Raw genomic sequence first — 17,338 nt, 5'->3', positions numbered from 1 at the left:
ATCAAATAACATGGAAAAAAATAAAACGGCTCCGGTCCAGGAAGGACCTCCAAGTGATAACGAACGAATAAAACGGGAAAGCAGCTATTTACGCGGCACCATCGAAGAGTCTTTGGCTGACCCTCTCACCGCCAATATAACGGCCGATGATGCCCAATTGACCAAGTTTCACGGCAGTTATATGCAGGATGACCGGGATGTCCGTAATGAACGCCGCAAACAGAAATTGGAGCCGGCATATTCATTTATGGTCAGGGTTCGTTTACCTGGAGGAACAGCCACCCCCGAACAATGGCTGACGATGGATCGCATTGCCCACGAATACGGCAACGGAACCCTTCGCTTAACCACACGGCAGACCTTTCAAATGCACGGTATTCTAAAATGGAATATGAAAAAAAACATGCAGGCCATGAATGAAGCCATGCTGGATACGATTGCTGCCTGCGGGGATGTTAATCGGAATGTGATGGGAGCTCCTAATCCTCACGAGTCAGACATCCACGAAGAAATACAGAGATATGCTAAAGATATCAGTGAACATCTGCTTCCCCGGACAAAAGCCTATCATGAAATCTGGCTGGATGAAGAAAAAGTAGTGGACAGCTCCGAACCGGAGGAAGTGGAACCAATCTATAAGGATGTGTATCTCCCGCGGAAGTTTAAAATCGGGATTGCGGTGCCGCCATCCAATGATATTGACGTATTTTCCCAGGATATCGGGTTGATTGCAATCGTAGAAGACGGTTCACTGCAGGGTTTTAACATTTCTGTCGGCGGAGGTCTCGGTATGACACATGGAGAATCCGAGACTTACCCGCAGATCGGCCGCGTCATTGGTTTCTGCCGCCCCGAGCATGTCATCGACACGGTGGAAAAACTGCTTACGATCCAGCGCGACTACGGCAATCGTTCCAATCGCAAAAATGCCAGGTTTAAATATACGATCGATGCCCGGGGCCTCGATTGGTTGAAAAACGAATTAACGGAACGCCTCGGCTGGAGTCTGGAAGAAGAGCGTCCGTATCATTTTGAGCATAACGGAGACCGTTACGGCTGGGTAAAAGGCAGCAACAACCGCTGGCATCTTACGCTTTTCATTCAAAACGGCCGGATTAAAGACTCGGAGGATTATCAATTGATGACGGCCCTGCGCGAAATCGCAAAAATTCATACCGGCGAATTCCGACTCAGTCCAAACCAGAATCTTATAATCGGCAATGTCACCAGCCAAAAAAAGAAAAAGATCAACGAACTGGTGGAACAATACGGACTATCGGACGGAAAACGCGATTCTGCCCTGCGAAGAAATGCCATGGCCTGTGTGGCTTTTCCGACATGCGGTCTGGCCATGGCTGAGTCAGAACGCTACCTGCCCTCCCTTATTGATAAGCTGGAAGGCATTGTGGAGGAAGCTGGACTTCAGGATAACGAAATTACCATCCGAATGACCGGCTGTCCAAATGGCTGTGCACGGTCGACGTTGGGAGAAATCGGTTTTATTGGAAAAGCGCCCGGAAAATACAATATGTATCTGGGAGGCGGCTTTGCCGGTGAACGCCTAAACAAATTGTACCGGGAAAATATCGGTGAAGAGGAAATATTAAACACCCTTCGTCCCATTTTATTTGAATATGCCAAAGAAAGAGACGAAGAAGAACATTTCGGTGATTATGTCATCCGGGCAGGTTATGTAGAAGCGGTTCACTCCGGCCTTCAATTTCATGATTAAATCACACACAGCAAGGTTCCTATAAGGGCCTTGCTTTTTTGCTTTTCCATCGCTTTCCAGGTGTGTTCAGCAACCGCAGCGAAAGGTCCCATATTTGCCGAATGCCCGAGGAAACGACCGTTCTCCCGCCAATAGAGATGACCAGCAGAGATCAGGACTGTGCGGATTACCCTAATAATAAAAGTTATTATCCAGTCATAGACGAATTAGAAACACATGAGGGAATAAGAGGAAATCAAATGGTTGATAAGAAAATAGGACAGACAAAATATTAAGGAAAAACGTGAAAAATGGTTCCAATTCTTTCTATTGAACATTTTCCAATCATTTCTGTCCGATTTTCCTGCCAGGCGTGTTATCCGCTGTCCTTCGACGCAGGCCGCGCCATTAGATCTGACTTTTCTCTTCACAGAATAAGGAGCCCTTATCATGGACAGCATACAAAAAGAAAGGAGATGGGCATCGTGACTAGAAATCAGGTACGCAATAATCGCCATAAAAAGAAATCCAAATTGTCGCAGACACCAGAACGGGACATTGAAAAAGAAGGCCTTGATGTGGAATATGCAGAAGAATTCGCGGATACCGAGGACATAGAAGCCAGTGAGCGGTCCCGCGCTGCAGATCGACGGGCCCACAATAAGCATAAAACGAAATAGCATTACTCTCTGCTGACAGCCGGGGATGGAAATATGAGGTGTGATAATTCCAGCTGGTTTCGTTCAAACTATTGATGTGGGGGTCTTTTCCCATACTTTATGGAAAAGAGGAGAATGAAGCCATGAATAACTTTCGTTGGAACGTTCCTTTTTTTCGAATGGGACGCCGAAGAGGTTTTATGGGTTGGAACAACAGAGCGAACAATAACTGGGGAAGATGGAGCATGTTCCTCACTCTCTTGGGGGCAGGAGCAGGTGCAGCATGGGTTGGCTTGACACAGGGCCGTATGAACAACCGGCAGCCTGTGAGAGAAAGATTTTCGGACATTCCGGCTCGGACGGAAACAGCGTTTGCCGAAGAATTCATGCCGGATGAGTCTGAATAACTAAAGAAGAAAAAAACAGAGATCAGGAGTTTTCCCTGATCTCTGTTTTTTATTAACCATCATTTTATTATGTTAACTAAAAAATGAACATATCCCAAAAGTATAAGAAATAAAACGAAAAACATACTAAACGGTAGGGAAGGAGAGGGATAAATGAAAAACACTAAAACTGGACCTGTTTTTTACATCACCATTGGTATTCTTATTCTGGCTGTGATTCTAGGTGTTATCGCTCCGCACGTTCTGGAAGCTGGAACAGCAGCTGCGCAGGCTTTTATATCCGAAAGATTCGGCTGGTACTATCTGATCGTCGTTTCTTTATTTGTGATAGTATGCCTTTATATAATTGTTAGTCCCTACGGCCGGATTAAGCTCGGGAAACCAGACGATAAACCGGAATACAATTTGGCTACCTGGTTTGCTATGCTGTTCAGCGCAGGAATGGGTATTGGTCTTGTATTCTGGGGGGCCGCAGAGCCTGTCTATCATTATGCGACGAATTCTCCTACTGTCGAAGCAGGAACGGATGAAGCGATTAAAGAGGCCATGCGCTTTACGTTTTTCCATTGGGGGGTACATGCCTGGGGCATTTATACGATTATTGCTTTATGTCTGGCTTATTTTAAATTCAGGAGGGAGGCCCGCGGTACCGTCAGCTCCACGTTAAATACCCTAATGAAAACAGATGGGGTGCTTGGAAAAATCATTGATATCATTGCCGTTACGGCTACAGTTTCAGGGGTAGCCACCACTCTAGGATTTGGAGCGGTACAAATAAACGGCGGCTTGTCGTTTATGACCGATCTGGAGAGCGGGTTTTGGATTCAGTTTATCATTATTACCGTAGTCACGTTTTTGTTTCTACTGTCAGCCTCGACCGGTTTAAATAAAGGAATACGAATTTTAAGCAATACCAACATGGTGATTGCAGCGCTTTTATTCGTCTGCATTCTGATTTTCGGCCCCACTTTATATATGTTGAACCTATTTACAAACACGATTGGAAAATACATTCAAACCCTGCCGGCTATGAGTTTTCGAATTGCTCCTTTGACAGAAGATGCCCGGGACTGGATAAATAACTGGACGATATTTTACTGGGCCTGGTGGATCGCCTGGTCTCCATTTGTAGGTACATTTATTGCGCGGGTCTCTAAAGGACGGACCCTGCGCCAATTTACCTCAGGGGTACTATTGGTCCCTTCTCTGGTCAGTTTTTTATGGTTTTCCGTGTTTGGCGGGGCTTCTATTTTACTCGAATCAGAAGGGATTGCAGCTATTTCTGAATTAGCGGAAGAGGAAGCCCTATTTGGAGTTTTTGAGCATTATCCCCTCGGGCTTGTGATGTCTATCCTGGCGATCGGTCTGATCAGTACCTTCTTTATCACATCCGCCGATTCCGCTACGTTTGTACTCGGGATGCAGACATCCAATGGCTCGATGAATCCCGCCACCAAAGTAAAGTTTATCTGGGGGCTCATGCTTTCTGCGACAGCTGTTATTCTGCTCTATTCCGGAGGATTACAGGCATTGGAGAATACCATGATTGTCGCTGCCTTTCCTTTTTCATTTATCATGATATTAATGATAATCGCTTTATTTAAAGCATTAAAGGAAGAAAAACCAGCCTTACAGGCTGAAAAAGAGGCGAAAAAAGCCAAAAGAAATAAGGAGGTTAACGTGTAATGAAAGAGGATCTCTCTTATGGCAGGGACCATACATTTATTCCTGCGTATTCATTTAAAAGCGGAAATACCGCTGCCGTGCTCAATGATGTATGGTGTTATACCAATCAAATTGTAAACGTTGTATTTATTGGAACACCTGAAACCGGCTTTGTGATGGTGGATGCAGGAATGCCTTATTCGGGCAGTGCTCTTTTGAAAGCCGCCGCTTCCATTTTTGGAGACGGACGTAAACCCGAAGCGATCATTCTTACGCACGGTCATTTTGACCATACCGGCTCGATTATTGAATTGATTAAACACTGGGAGGTTCCCGTGTATGCTCACGAACTGGAGCTTCCTTATCTTAACGGTGAAAAAAATTATCCAGAGCCGGACGCCTCCGTCGAAGGCGGTGTGATCGCAAAAATATCTCCGCTTTTCCCCCATGAAGGGATTAATATAGGACGGCATATCCATCTTCTTCCTGAAGACGGCAGTGTCCCCTCCCTGCCGGAGTTTCGATGGATTCATACCCCGGGTCATACCCCCGGACACGTTTCATTGTTCCGGGACCGCGATCAGACGCTGATCGCTGGGGATGCTTTTGTGACAGTGAAACAGGACGAGCTATATCAAGTCATCACGCAAAAAGTAGAAATGAACGGCCCGCCGAGATATTTAACAACGGATTGGGAAGCAGCCGCGAAATCAGTAAAAAAACTGGAAGAATTACAACCGAAAACGGCTATTACCGGTCACGGACGGCCTGTAGAAGGAAGCGAATTAGAAGAGGGATTAAATTCCCTCATGCAAACGTTTCCTTCTTCAGCTGTCCCGGATTACGGTAAATTCGTGAAAGAATAATGAGGATAAGAATCCTTTTCTTCTTCAATCTCCAGGATTGAAGGAAGAGAAGCGGAGGAGCAAAATGAAAGATAAAAAATGGGACTTAATGGCACTGGCTTCTATTCCATTAATGATGACGCTGGGAAATTCCATGTTTATCCCCGTCCTGCCGGTCATTGAGCAAAAAATTCATATCACCCCTTTTCAGTCCAGTTTAATCATAACTATGTATTCTATTATAGCGATTTTATGTATTCCGATATCAGGGTACCTTTCGGACAAATGGGGCAGGAAAAAAATAATCATTCCCAGTTTGCTGATAGTTGCAGCAGGAGGGGCCGTTTCAGCTTTTGCGGCCTGGCAGCTGGACGAGCCTTATCTGCTTATTCTTCTTGGGCGGGTAATACAGGGAATTGGTTCAGCAGGCGCGTTCCCGGTGGTCTTGCCCACTGTAGGAGACATGTTTAAACAAGAGGAGCAGGTGAGTCATGGGCTGGGGATTATCGAAACGGCTAATACGCTCGGAAAAGTATTAAGTCCTATCATTGGAGCGCTGCTGGCTGTTTTGGTGTGGTATATGCCTTTTATGGCTGTACCAGTGCTTTCCATGGTGTCTGTATTCCTCGTTTGGTTTTTGGTGAAGGTCCCTCGAACCGAGCAGAAAGAGGATAAATCCTTCTCCCTTTTTCTCACAGGCATTAAAAAAACCTTTCATTATAACGGCCGCTGGCTGTATACTGTTTTTTTCATCGGGGGCATATTGATGTTCGTTTTATTTGGTGTCCTGTTTCATTTATCTTCTCTTTTGGAAGATCACTATCATATAAAAGGATACGTTAAAGGCCTGCTGTTAGCTGTTCCGCTTCTTTTCCTATGTTCGACTTCCTACTTAAGTGGAAAACGGATTGGAGAAAACAAACAAAAGATGAGATGGTACATTCTTATTGGCGCTGCTCTCATGTCTGTTTCCTTAGTTTTTGTAAGAGAAGAGATGGCATTACTATGGCTGCTGGCGCTGTTATCATCTGCCGGCATCGGGATTGGACTGGCTTTACCCTGTCTTGATGCGCTTATTACCGAAGGCATTGAAAAAGAAGAAAGAGGCCTGGTTACGTCCTTTTACAGCAGTATGCGGTTTGTGGGAGTAGCTGCCGGCCCTCCCATCATTGCCTTACTGATGAAGCATCAATCTTCTGTTATTTATTTTGTTTTAGCCGCGGCTTCCCTCCTTATCATCGCCGCTGCTTTTCTCGGGATTAGACCATCAAAAACTTCATGAAAATCCCGGATAAATGGAGGAGGATTAGGAGTATTTACTTTTTCCTAAGGAGTATGAGAGTATGAAGATCATAACATGGATAGGCATTGTAATCGGGATTGTTTTGCTAACAGCTGGCGGTGTCTTTATGTTTGGGCATTTCACGATTGGGTACACCCCTCCTCCCGATAAAATTGTTAACAGCGGCAAAGAACACAGGGAGTCAAAACAAGCCTATGACGTCTGGGGACATGCTGTGTCGGAAGAAGAAGCCGCAACCCTTCTGGAGACGGAGAAAGGCAGGGAATATCTAGCAGAAGAAAATGGAGCTGTACCCATAGATGAAGACCTTTTATCCCTCGGAGAAGAAAGTTTTTACGAGAAAACCTTTGGCAATGAAGTGTTCCTCACAGATGTGATGGGAATTCTGGATGGACCGCTCTCTCTGTTTGATTTTATGAAAGCTATTGCCAAATTAAGGGGGAAACCTACAGATAATCTTCAGGTAGAACTTCCTGAAACGGTAACGATCGGGAACACCAAACTGGAAAAAGGGACAATGATTGACACTGGACTTGATGTTCCAAAAGGAGCAGCGATGCCTCTCGGGATGCCGGTGACGGTGGACCGGGGGCGGATGAAAGCAGGAATCAGCTGCGCCCTTTGTCATGCCAGGGTAGATATGAATAGCGGCGGCAAAGTGGTGGAAGGGGCTACAAACACCAATTTAAATACGGGGACCCTGCTAGCTTTAGCCAGTAACAGTGCTTCCTACTTCACCCATGCAGATATCGAAAATCTGGAAGATTACATTAAAGAAAATAATCCTTCTGTTCAAAATTCGGAGGGAGAAAGAGAGCTTCTTCCGGATAGAGAGGCGTTTGAAAAAGCAGTGGATGAAACCCTTTTAAGTTGGCCGCCGGGGTTTTTCGATGCCACCATTGACATGGAAGCAAATCCCACTCAGGTAGCGGATTCGTTTACGTTCGGAGACCACCCCTACAGCTGGTCAGGGATGGGTTCCATCGGTACCTTCCGCGGGTTAACCACCCTAAATAACAACGTTCAAGCTCAAGGGGCGGACCCGCTGGGACAGGCACAGGCCAGCAGAGAGCTGTTTGACATGGACCCGGAAGTATATTTCGGAACGCTATTACAAAACGCAGCCAATAAAGAATTCCGCTATGATCCGGAAAGTGGACAGAAACCTTCGGAATTTTTTAAAACGGTAGATCCTTTTCCAGAGTCTCCGGGTGTAAACGAAACCGTAAAACTGCCGACCTACCCAAAGGTCTCAAGAATTTCTCCGCAGGGCTACGTGGTGTCCTCCCGTGGCAGTAAAGTAAATGAGGAAAATAATGCGATGTCTGCCTTTCAAAATACACTGGTCCCTCCTGAATCCGGGCGCCATCCAGATAAAAATACGGTAGACCAGGGGCGTAAGGTATTTGAGAAGGCGGGCTGTATTTCGTGTCACTCAGGTCGTTACAAAACCAATAATCGTATTATTCCGGCTGATGAAATCGGGACCCAGCCTTCGCGGGCGAAGGCGTTAGAGGCAACAGAAAAATTGTGGGAAAAGCCTCTTATTTATTCGCCGGACACCTCTGTCCCCGTACCGGAAGATGCTGCTATTTTGAAAGCCCCCTCCAACCATATCGATAAACAACAAAAAGATCTTGGATTTGCTCACGGCGATTCCAATGGAGGTTATAAAGTGAAGGGATTGGCCGGCGTTTACTGGCAGGCCCCTTATCTCCATGATGGGGGAGTAGCGGTAGGACCGAATAAAAAAGAAGATATAGGCATCCCTGGAACATTCGATCAAGGTATTCATCCGGACCCATTTAACAGTATGTCCGCTTTAGTGGATCGGAAACTTCGGCAAAAAGTGATTCGATCCAATCAATCCTCCCAGAAACTGACGGATTTAAATATTGAAGGAACCGGCCATGAATTCTGGGTCGATCAACCAGCCGGATTTTCACCGGAAGAACAAGAAGCGCTAGTCGAATATGTATTATCTCTTACCGGGAAAGAAGAAAATTAGGGAAAAAGGATCTGTCCTCCGTAAGGCAGATCCTTTTTCTAAGCAGCAAGAAAAGAAGTAGGAAAGAAGGTATGGATATCCAGGATTCCATGCCAGCAAAACGTATGAAATATGAGACTAATCTCTAAATTCTGCTGCAGCATGCAGATTCATGTTTATGAACAAAGTAAAAAGGGGGATGGATAAGCGAAGGAGGTTGATGATATGAAAAAAGTTATTCCTGCCGGGTGGGCTCTTTTATTTTTTATCGTCTTTATTCCGCAGGTGGAAGCACACGAAGGTTTACTGCAAAAGGAAGATGAAGGTCCTGCTGTTACGGAGCTGCAGCAGTCATTAATTAACATGGGGTATTTACATACTAACGCCACCGGCTATTACGGTCCCTTAACATACAACGCGGTACAGCAGTTTCAAAGCGATTTTGGTCTGGCTGTCGATGGGATGACCGGAGAAAATACCAGGAAAAAACTTACAGAAGTTAATAAAATGGCGCGTGTAGTCCATGGGGAAGCAAGAGGAGAAGCGTTTAAAGGACAGGTGGCTGTGGCTGCGGTTATTCATAATCGACTTCAGTCCTCTGAATTTCCGGGGACAGTAAACGAAGTAATAACACAAAAAAATGCATTCACGGCAGTCCAGGATGGACAGTACAAGCTGGAACCAAACCAAACAGCTTTCCGGGCGGTAAAAGAAGCATGGAACGGTTATGATCCGTCCATGGGTTCTCATTACTATTACAATCCGGTGCTGGCAACTTCTGATTGGATTTGGAGCCGAACCGAAAACCTTCAAATTGGAAAGCATGTATTTGCTGATTAACGAACGGGACACAGGAAGCAGCGATTCTTTTTTGGAATTGGGGATGGGGATGGGGATGGGGATGGCTCAAAATCACATTTTTTACCTTGAGTATTTTACTCCTACTGTCATAAACTATGTTTAATTAAAAATCAAAAGACAAAAGAATGGAAAAAAGGAGACCAGGATAAATGGATGAAAACAAGAAAAAAACAACCGATACCCGAAAAACAGAAATTGAAAAAGTTGATATTAACGAAGTTGAACACCAAACTACACATCCCGGGCAAGCAGAATTCAGCCTGCAAAGTGATACGTTTGCTCCTGCAGAGAATAGTGATTTAAATGAATATCCAAACACAGATCAATCATAAATAAGTATATTCATTTTATTTTTGAAAGTTAAGAAACGGGAATCTATTAAACTCTACTAATAACCAAACAGTGCTTCGCTAAAATATAGGGCATGCGCTGCAGGCGGACGTTTTCACTCCAGAGCATAAGGGCGACATCGGCTCTGCAGATCGCCGTGTCTTCTTTGCCGCGGGCAGCGCCTCAGCTTCATCACTGAAGGAAGATCGGCTAAAAAGAGGACTTCTACTAAAAACGCGCACGTCCTGTGCCGGGCGTTGAAGCCACACCTCTGTGGAAGTACGTCGTGTGCCAACGCCGATCTGACTCACATCATGTGAGCCACCGTCTGATGGGATATTCGGCTGCTGCTTCGACGAACAGGATATTCTAGTCATCGGTCACAGGACGTGACCGTTTTTAGCCGGCGAACAACTGAATGTCGCCGCCTTCCGCTCCTGCCTTGTGGTTGACTTCTCTTTGTTAAGAAAAGCGCAAGGCGCCCGCCTATACTGTAAGGATCTTCTACTAAGAACGCACACGTCCTGTGTGCAACGTAGAAGCCACCACCTCCTGTGGAAGTAAGTGCTGGAAACCCGCCGAGGAGGCTTGCCGCGAAAGTCGCGGGTTGTTGTAAGGAAGATCAGCTAAAAAGAGGATCTTCTACTAAATGCGCGCACGTCCTGTGCCGGGCGTTGAAGCCACCACATCCTGTGGAAGTACGTCCTGTGGCTACGCCGATCTGACCCACCACGCGCGCGCCTTCGAGCCGATGGCGCCTGGAGCTGGATCTTGAAAACGCCCAAAATCTATACTTTCTTATCTTCCATAGAAAAGGAGCTGTACTTTTTGGTACAGCTCCCTTTCATTAGAGTTTATCGTTTTCTAAAATTTTGTTCCATTTAAGCACCTAATTAATAACCACTACCTGTATAAAATCCTCCTGCTCCAACAATAATCAACAGGATGAATAATACAACAATTAACGCAAAATTATTTCCTTTACTTTCACTCATCCACTCTTTCTTCCCTTTTATTAAAACATATTTGAAGAGAATAGCTGGAAGGGATAATCATAACATACAAATATAATAAAAGCGTATAGTGGAGTAAGACGTTATTTATTTAGGAAAGGGAGAATAAGATGCCGGAAAACGAATGGATTCGCAGGGAGGATGATCAGCAGTTACCGGAAGGGATAATTTACGTCGCCGATTCTTCTCCATTAAATTGGTTGTACGTTTTATATAATACAATGGAAGAACCGGTTCGCGCGGATCATGAGGGGCGTGTCATTCTGAACCTTGCTGAAGAATCTCGATGGCTGACGGACCAAACGTTGGAACTAAAACTGCGAAAAGGCGTCTATTTTCAAGATGGACAACACTTTACGGCTTCACTTGTAAAAAAAATTTTGCTGAGCTTCAGCGCTGGGATGCTCCTCATCCTCCGGGGACGTGGCTCAATCATCCGAAGGGATCAACATGTGAAGTGATAGACGATTACAGACACGGAGGTGGACGAATGGACGGGTATGGTGTTCCCGAGATCTTTGAAGAAAATGCCTTCGGTTTGACAGAACAACTGTATAGGGATATTAAATATGTCCTAAAGGTTCCCATTGTTAATTTTATTTTCCGGACGTTAGCTCTTTACGAACCCTTTTTATCGATGGGATGGCAGCAGATAAGACCGAACATGTTAACGATTAACATGGAACAAGCAGCAGAAACATTAAGGTATCCCAATATAAGTATGGAACTTCCGGATATTCGATGGGAGAACTATTATTCCACAGCAGACATAAAAAGGATAAGAGAAACTGTTTATACTTTTAATTATGTGAATCCGAAGCTGCTACTTATTGCAAGTGCCTGGATAGAAAGTTTAAGTTACCGTCCTGTTGCAGGAAAAGGGAAGGTAGAAGGATTTATCCCCCCAGGAGTGTTGACCAGTCTTCCAGATATAACATTGATACAAATCCCTTCTGCCAGCAAACAAGTTCAAATGCTTTTACACAATATTGCAACTGCTCATCATGGCTATGAAGCAGCCAGTGACTTTCGTGCATTGGCCCGTTATCCATATTTTCTGGCCACCAGCTGGAATTATTTACGACCGAATGTGGAATCCAACGAGTACACCTTGATTCAATCAGACCTAAAAAATAAAGCCATCCGCCTCGTACATAACGAGATGCCGTTTTTGGTCAATGTTACAAGGGAGACACTGAGACCCTATATGACTCTAGCCCAAATTGCTGGAGTCATGGGGGTCCTATCCATGTTTCGGGAGGCTATAGCTGGTTTGATAGTAGATGGAGAGTTTTTTAGAAGAATCCTGGAATAACTCAGCATCATATGAATTGGCAATAATTGTACTTCGAGAGAGCTTTGTGTTGTTTTAATGATAATTATCATTTCTGTTATTGTCTGACCCAGCCATATCATTGACCTTTTTGATGCCTTGTTCTACCATTTCATCAGCAATCATAACGATGTCCGTATCAAATTTTTCTTTCGTTTGGACATTAAATTGCAGTTTCTCTGCATAAGGTGCCGACCTATTCATCATAAAAGCTGAAGTCACTTCACAATAGACGTCACGAGCTTTTTCAGCGTTTAATTTACCTTTTACAATGTCATTCATTAAGTTAAGTGCAAGAATATTTGCCGCTTCCATGTCACATCGGGAAGACACTTCTCCTCTTGTCCTTTCAACAATCACACTTCCATCAAACTTTGCGAGCTCGCTAAACATCTCTGGTGGTACGGCATAGTTAATGTAATTCTCAATAACATCGGTATGGGGTTGTGGGAAATCGTGTGGAATTTCATCACGATAGACAATGGTCCGCTTCCATGGGCCATTGTTATACCAGATTAATCTGCTTGAAATAGCCTCGTGTGGAGGGCCGTATTGTTCCATAGTAAGAGTAGCTGCCTTTTTGGACATAGCGTTCCACTCATTAATAATACTTTGAACAAATTCCTTATCCATAATAGTTTCTGTCGTTTTCTCAGCCCCGCCCATTGTCTGTACCTTAAAATCGCTCGCCATTGACGTAGTTGCTGTTTTTAATTTTTCTTCTTGCTTCATATCATTTCACCCTTTTTATTAATCCTTCCCATATAGTATTTGAACAAATTCGTAAATTGATTCTTCCCTGTACGATAATTTATCTTAGAAGAGCGTGATTTAGCTTTGGTGCATGACAATGAAGAAACGAACAAAGATTCTTTATTTCCCTGCTCGTTTCTTATTACGAATGAATCATCATTTTATTTACAACAAAAGTCATCATATCGTGCGAATAACGACAACTTCTGTTCTGCCACTGGTTTACTGTATAGAGACGGGAAAACGGATCAAGACCAAGTGTTCAGGTGACCTCTCATAGGTGTATTCATATGATGACTGCCCATATTGTTTCCATGCATTCCCATATAAATAGCTTCTACCTGCTGGATCTGCTCAAAATATCTGATAGAAGTGTATGTGGAAGTGGCCAGGGAACTATTGGCGTATATGTTAAATAACTTATCTAGCCCCGTAATTTGGAAACATGAAAAATTTGATGCAAGGTCATCAAAAGATTATCAAAAAGTGCTTACGTCATTTATCGTTTCGTCAAATTAAGCCCTTTACCTTTATTGTCAATCAGCGCCTTTTTAAAATTAGGGAACGGAAGAGGGGAAAGGAACTATCGGTGCGTTTTTTACATTATTACATTATGAATGTTCCAGTGGTTGTAATAAACAAATGTCCGAAGCAGGAAGTCCTCAATGGACATTGTCGAATATCTGAATAATCAAAAAAATAGACAGTTACACAAGTAAGTGGAACAGCATATACTGTTCTGAGATAAATACCTAGGAGGATAAAAATGACTGAACAGTTTCAGGATTATGTCGAACAAATATTAGCTCATTGGCAAGAGCCTCAGCGTAAAGGGGCTGTCACCATCATCAATAAGTATGGATTGCCTCAAGAAGCTACCGCAAGCAGGTTGATATGGTATCGTAACGGACCGTGGAAGCAGACCATTGTACACCGCGACTCCGTGCCGCATCATTTTCCTACTACTCACCCGGATTTTCTTGAGCAAACAATCGATTATAAAACACCATTAGGACGATTTGATGAAATTGCGATGTATGATGGAAGTGTTTATCCTGATCGTACGAAGGGAGAAGTTTCCGCTGTTTGTGACAAAGAAGCCATGAATTTTCTGTCTTTGAACTTATTCCATGACATTGTGGTTGGAAAACGTTCTGTACAGGAAGCACGATGTTTTTATGCTCAAACAGCAGCCAATTTTTTATTTCATCAAATATCATCACCATATGTAGAAAAATTCCTGTTCCCGCAACAAGTGAATACAGCCGATCCTGACGTTAGATTTTTTTGATGGCATTATGATTTCCTGAGACCGAAGAGATGCCTTTCTTCGGTCTGGTTTACCCATCTATATAAAAAACGAACAGAGACGTATAGTTTCTCTGTTCGTTTTTACAATGCGTGCTAATTTTGCACAGTAAATGTCATTGTAGCTTCATAATCACGGTTATCCTTGAAGCAGCTTGTATATCAGCAAAGAAGGATTTTGATATTCAATATGTCTGTGCAAGGCCCGCAATTTGCTATATAGTTTATATTTCTTTTGTTTATTTTGAAAAAAGTCAAGCAGTTGCTCTTCCATATCATTGCTCGTTTGCCAATCCTTTGAATCCAAGACAACTTCCATTTGCTTTAATTGATGAAGATTGATTTCTTCTTGTCCTGGAAGGGAATGATAGACAAAAATCGGTAATTGTTTTCGAATCGATTCACTAATGGTAACGCCTCCAGGTTTGGTAATAATCGCATCTGCCTGATTGTATAAAGCATTCATTTTTTCCCTTGATTGAACATAAGGGAGAGGGGTGACTCCAGAATCTAATTGGTGAAGACGGTTAAACAATCGTTCGTTTTTGCCACACAACACATAATAATGAATATGCTGGCTGCTTAAAGCCTTTACCAGTTCTTCTATAATACCTGCACCTAGACTTCCTCCGGTAATAAGGATCGAAAGGGGGAGGTTGTTCTCCATTTTTCCTTCTGCTTTCGCTTTAATTTCTGGGTGAGTCGGAATTCCTGTCGTAAAAATGTTCTGCTCGTTTATTCCGTTTGCTATTAATTTTTCTTTCATAAGTGGAGAAGCTGCAAAATGATAATCAATTTCTGACCGACCCCAAAGATTGTGGACAAAAAAATCAGTATATACGTTAATAACAGGAACCGGCCTATCCATTATTTTCTTATAACGGCTTAATATATAAGAAGGTAAACCATGCGTACATATAATAAAATCGGGCTGCTCCTCTTTAAGCATCTTTTTTATGGCATGAAGAAAGAGCCATTCGAAAAGCATATACCGCTTATTTTCTTTTTTTGTGCTTTCACACACCGCATTATGATAAATCCAGCTATAGGTTTGAGGGGAAAAGTGAATCCATTTAAGGTACGTACTAGAAACGACAGTCTCCATTTGACCAATACTATATTGAAGGATATCTATTTTTTTACATTGAATGGAAGGATTTATATCTTTTATTCCGTCGATTAGAGCATCTGCTACCTGATGATGACCAGATGGTATTTGTAAAAAGGGTAAAAATAACAACTTTTTCATCGTAATCTCCTCGGTTATATGAATGGAAACATTATTGGTAACTCCTCCAAGTATTACTAAGTGAAATTAGAGTCATGTCCTGTATAATGAATGGCGGAGGTGTTACTGACATGATATGGTTTATTGTTGGCACTGTCCTTGCTATAATCGGGTACAAAGCCTATGCTAATACAAAAAAAGTAAATATAAAAAACATTGAATTAAAGCGGAGCGGCTCGCCTGAGCAATCTCTTCATGTTCTGCATCTTTCTGATATGCATCTTGAAAATATATCTATAACTCCAGCACAGTTATATGAGAAATTAAAAGGGGAACAGATCGATCTTATTGCCATTACCGGAGATTTCATTGATCGAAAACGCACGATCCCAAAGTTGATTCGTTACTTGAAGGTACTGAACCAACTGCAGCCACGCTACGGGATATATGCTGTGTTTGGAAATCATGATTATGTCCTTAAAGGCGAAAACTTTACTGCTCTAAAGAAAATATTAGAGGACTATCATTGTACGACGCTGCAAAATGAGAACTGCATCGTGAATATAAAAGGACATCCTGTTAATATTATTGGTATTGATGATTACAGCACAAATAGAAGCGACATCAATTCCTCGTATAACAAAATAAAAAAGGGATATAACCTGGTGCTTACACATGATCCCAATGTCGTTCTTGAAATGAAGGACTACCCTTTTGATTATCTTCTTTCCGGTCATTTTCACGGCGGGCAGCTTCTGTATCCAAAAGCGTACCACCTTGTTAAAATGGGTAAATTAGCAAAAATGAAGATGATTAAAGGATTTCACCGGTATCATGGAAAACCTTTTTATATCAGTGAAGGGTTAGGGCAGACAGGACTTAATATTCGGATTGGATGCCGGCCGGAAATCACGATACACTCCTTGCCTGTTGTAAAAGAAAAGCAAAAAGAAAAAGTCAGTTAAAAGCCAAAACCCTGAAAGCAGGGGAATTGGCTTTTTAATTTTTGTGTATCCATATCTACAAACTTAACTTTGCGAATTTTTCCTTGTAGGAATGGAGCAGACTATCCTTTGACATAAAAATATATTTAGGTTTTTTCTTTTTTACGGAGGAAAACGATGCATTTGGCGTCGACAACAGATTAATCGAGAAAAAAGGGATCATCTTCCACCATTTGTAAAATGAATTCGTGATATCAAATGATTCAAAACCAAGACGATCACACCCTTTATTGAGAGTGGTGATCCCTACAATTCCTTTAATTTGTTCTTTTTTACTGTGTGATTGTATATAATTGGCAAGGCCTGGAAGCGATTGTTGAACTATCTTATAGACATAACGCGCTTTTTGAATGTCCGTTTGGAAAGAATTCATTTCATTAAGCAAACGGATATTATGCAAATGAATTTTCACAAGCGTATCATGTTTGTTTATTTTCGTTTCATCGGAAAGGGTAAAAGGCGCCCCCTTATAAGACGTCAGCCTAACCCTGAAAATATTTTTGAATTGTTCATTATAATGAGGAATGTAGGTTAAACGGGTGATTCGATAATAAAACGGGTCTAACATTGTCCAAGCATAAACGAAATAATTTCTCATAGCATTTTCCATTCCTTCATTTAGTGTCAGCAATATATAGTGTGTAAAATTCATTTATAAATATTAATGGGAATATGAGGGGATATAAAGTGAAACTTCTATTAGCGGGAGTTTTTTCCTCACGTATAGGGGATCAAAGGCTAAATTCGCAACATCCTTCACCTGCGGTTACTCGGTGCAAAACTGCAGAGATGCAGTTCAGGAGGAAGTCTTGTTGCAACGCCTTTGTGACCTACGTCGTGTAGGCCCGATCAAAGGCTAAATTCGCAACATCCTTCACCTGCGGTTACTCGGTGCAAAACTGCAGAGATGCAGTTCGGGGAGGAAGTCTTG

The 17,338-nt window shown here is 42.8% G+C and carries 17 protein-coding genes; 13 read left to right on the top strand and 4 right to left on the bottom strand.

The annotated features are described in order from the left end of the window. Positions 1-10 precede the first annotated feature (10 nt). The 9 genes from cysI to G475_RS0107890 all read left to right on the top strand — a co-directional run bounded on the left by cysI (position 11) and on the right by G475_RS0107890 (position 9,770). Positions 11-1,732, top strand: coding sequence for an assimilatory sulfite reductase (NADPH) hemoprotein subunit (gene cysI / locus G475_RS0107940; RefSeq protein ID WP_026700820.1), 1,722 nt, complete (start codon positions 11-13; stop codon positions 1,730-1,732). 464 nt (positions 1,733-2,196) lie between these two features. Continuing rightward, positions 2,197-2,391: a YfhD family protein gene (locus G475_RS0107930; protein ID WP_026700819.1), complete on the top strand. Its 195-nt coding sequence runs from the start codon at positions 2,197-2,199 to the stop codon at positions 2,389-2,391. 122 nt (positions 2,392-2,513) lie between these two features. Beyond that, a complete protein-coding gene (locus G475_RS0107925; RefSeq protein ID WP_026700818.1) occupies positions 2,514-2,777 on the top strand; it encodes a hypothetical protein in 264 nt (87 codons plus the stop codon). A gap of 153 nt (positions 2,778-2,930) precedes the next feature. Continuing rightward, positions 2,931-4,463 carry a glycine betaine uptake BCCT transporter gene (locus tag G475_RS0107920; protein WP_026700817.1) on the top strand — a complete coding sequence of 511 codons (1,533 nt, stop codon included), beginning with the start codon at positions 2,931-2,933 and terminating at the stop codon, positions 4,461-4,463. Continuing rightward, positions 4,463-5,308 carry an MBL fold metallo-hydrolase gene (locus tag G475_RS0107915; RefSeq protein ID WP_026700816.1) on the top strand — a complete coding sequence of 282 codons (846 nt, stop codon included), beginning with the start codon at positions 4,463-4,465 and terminating at the stop codon, positions 5,306-5,308. The genes G475_RS0107920 and G475_RS0107915 overlap by 1 nt, the downstream gene beginning before the upstream one ends. Before the next feature lie 64 nt (positions 5,309-5,372). Next, a complete protein-coding gene (locus G475_RS0107910) occupies positions 5,373-6,569 on the top strand; it encodes an MFS transporter (RefSeq protein WP_026700815.1) in 1,197 nt (398 codons plus the stop codon). A gap of 61 nt (positions 6,570-6,630) precedes the next feature. Continuing rightward, positions 6,631-8,598, top strand: a complete 1,968-nt coding sequence (locus G475_RS0107905; RefSeq protein WP_026700814.1) for a hypothetical protein — start codon at positions 6,631-6,633, stop codon at positions 8,596-8,598. A gap of 204 nt (positions 8,599-8,802) precedes the next feature. Further along, entirely contained in the window at positions 8,803-9,417 is a 615-nt protein-coding gene (locus tag G475_RS0107900) for a cell wall hydrolase (RefSeq protein ID WP_026700813.1), read from the top strand. A gap of 170 nt (positions 9,418-9,587) precedes the next feature. Beyond that, positions 9,588-9,770: a hypothetical protein gene (locus tag G475_RS0107890; protein WP_026700812.1), complete on the top strand. Its 183-nt coding sequence runs from the start codon at positions 9,588-9,590 to the stop codon at positions 9,768-9,770. Positions 9,771-10,661: 891 nt separating this feature from the next. Here the strand turns inward: G475_RS0107890 and G475_RS26755 are convergent. Further along, on the bottom strand, positions 10,662-10,763 hold the full coding sequence (locus G475_RS26755; protein WP_084414046.1) for a YjcZ family sporulation protein: 102 nt from the start codon (positions 10,761-10,763) through the stop codon (positions 10,662-10,664). Between the two features lie 128 nt (positions 10,764-10,891). On the opposite strand from G475_RS26755, the gene G475_RS24525 reads away from it, so the two are divergent. Both G475_RS24525 and G475_RS0107875 read left to right on the top strand, forming a co-directional pair. Further along, positions 10,892-11,242, top strand: a complete 351-nt coding sequence (locus G475_RS24525; protein WP_051302310.1) for a hypothetical protein — start codon at positions 10,892-10,894, stop codon at positions 11,240-11,242. A 29-nt stretch (positions 11,243-11,271) separates the two neighbouring features. After that, positions 11,272-12,096 carry a halocarboxylic acid dehydrogenase DehI family protein gene (locus G475_RS0107875; protein ID WP_026701002.1) on the top strand — a complete coding sequence of 275 codons (825 nt, stop codon included), beginning with the start codon at positions 11,272-11,274 and terminating at the stop codon, positions 12,094-12,096. A 54-nt stretch (positions 12,097-12,150) separates the two neighbouring features. Here the strand turns inward: G475_RS0107875 and G475_RS0107870 are convergent, their stop codons facing one another. Continuing rightward, positions 12,151-12,846, bottom strand: a complete 696-nt coding sequence (locus G475_RS0107870) for a hypothetical protein (protein ID WP_051302308.1) — start codon at positions 12,844-12,846, stop codon at positions 12,151-12,153. A gap of 787 nt (positions 12,847-13,633) precedes the next feature. On the opposite strand from G475_RS0107870, the gene G475_RS0107865 reads away from it, so the two are divergent. Beyond that, positions 13,634-14,158 (top strand): hypothetical protein, encoded by a 525-nt coding sequence (locus tag G475_RS0107865; protein ID WP_026700810.1) that lies wholly within the window; start codon positions 13,634-13,636, stop codon positions 14,156-14,158. Positions 14,159-14,314: 156 nt separating this feature from the next. Here the strand turns inward: G475_RS0107865 and G475_RS0107860 are convergent, their stop codons facing one another. Next, complete coding sequence (locus G475_RS0107860) at positions 14,315-15,424, bottom strand: MGDG synthase family glycosyltransferase (RefSeq protein WP_035710556.1); 1,110 nt, start codon at positions 15,422-15,424, stop codon at positions 14,315-14,317. Positions 15,425-15,534: 110 nt separating this feature from the next. Here G475_RS0107860 and G475_RS0107855 point away from each other — a divergent pair, with 110 nt between their 5' ends. Beyond that, a complete protein-coding gene (locus G475_RS0107855) occupies positions 15,535-16,368 on the top strand; it encodes a metallophosphoesterase (protein WP_026700808.1) in 834 nt (277 codons plus the stop codon). 55 nt (positions 16,369-16,423) lie between these two features. Here the strand turns inward: G475_RS0107855 and G475_RS0107850 are convergent, their stop codons facing one another. Next, complete coding sequence (locus tag G475_RS0107850; RefSeq protein WP_026700807.1) at positions 16,424-17,005, bottom strand: YkoP family protein; 582 nt, start codon at positions 17,003-17,005, stop codon at positions 16,424-16,426. Positions 17,006-17,338 lie beyond the last annotated feature (333 nt).

Origin of the sequence: Salibacterium aidingense DSM 18341, assembly GCF_000429685.1 — a bacterium.
Taxonomy (GTDB): Bacteria; Bacillota; Bacilli; order Bacillales; family Marinococcaceae; genus Salibacterium; species Salibacterium aidingense.
This window is presented reverse-complemented; position numbering and strand designations above follow the sequence as displayed.

Coding starts and splice junctions, on each gene's coding strand:
- cysI (WP_026700820.1), top strand. CDS start 11: ATGGAAAAAAATAAAACGGCTCCGGTCCAGGAAGGACCTCCAAGTGAT.
- G475_RS0107925 (WP_026700818.1), top strand. CDS start 2,514: ATGAATAACTTTCGTTGGAACGTTCCTTTTTTTCGAATGGGACGCCGA.
- G475_RS0107920 (WP_026700817.1), top strand. CDS start 2,931: ATGAAAAACACTAAAACTGGACCTGTTTTTTACATCACCATTGGTATT.
- G475_RS0107915 (WP_026700816.1), top strand. CDS start 4,463: ATGAAAGAGGATCTCTCTTATGGCAGGGACCATACATTTATTCCTGCG.
- G475_RS0107910 (WP_026700815.1), top strand. CDS start 5,373: ATGAAAGATAAAAAATGGGACTTAATGGCACTGGCTTCTATTCCATTA.
- G475_RS0107905 (WP_026700814.1), top strand. CDS start 6,631: ATGAAGATCATAACATGGATAGGCATTGTAATCGGGATTGTTTTGCTA.
- G475_RS0107900 (WP_026700813.1), top strand. CDS start 8,803: ATGAAAAAAGTTATTCCTGCCGGGTGGGCTCTTTTATTTTTTATCGTC.
- G475_RS0107890 (WP_026700812.1), top strand. CDS start 9,588: ATGGATGAAAACAAGAAAAAAACAACCGATACCCGAAAAACAGAAATT.
- G475_RS26755 (WP_084414046.1), bottom strand. CDS start 10,763: ATGAGTGAAAGTAAAGGAAATAATTTTGCGTTAATTGTTGTATTATTC.
- G475_RS24525 (WP_051302310.1), top strand. CDS start 10,892: ATGCCGGAAAACGAATGGATTCGCAGGGAGGATGATCAGCAGTTACCG.
- G475_RS0107875 (WP_026701002.1), top strand. CDS start 11,272: ATGGACGGGTATGGTGTTCCCGAGATCTTTGAAGAAAATGCCTTCGGT.
- G475_RS0107870 (WP_051302308.1), bottom strand. CDS start 12,846: ATGAAGCAAGAAGAAAAATTAAAAACAGCAACTACGTCAATGGCGAGC.
- G475_RS0107865 (WP_026700810.1), top strand. CDS start 13,634: ATGACTGAACAGTTTCAGGATTATGTCGAACAAATATTAGCTCATTGG.
- G475_RS0107860 (WP_035710556.1), bottom strand. CDS start 15,424: ATGAAAAAGTTGTTATTTTTACCCTTTTTACAAATACCATCTGGTCAT.
- G475_RS0107855 (WP_026700808.1), top strand. CDS start 15,535: ATGATATGGTTTATTGTTGGCACTGTCCTTGCTATAATCGGGTACAAA.
- G475_RS0107850 (WP_026700807.1), bottom strand. CDS start 17,005: ATGAGAAATTATTTCGTTTATGCTTGGACAATGTTAGACCCGTTTTAT.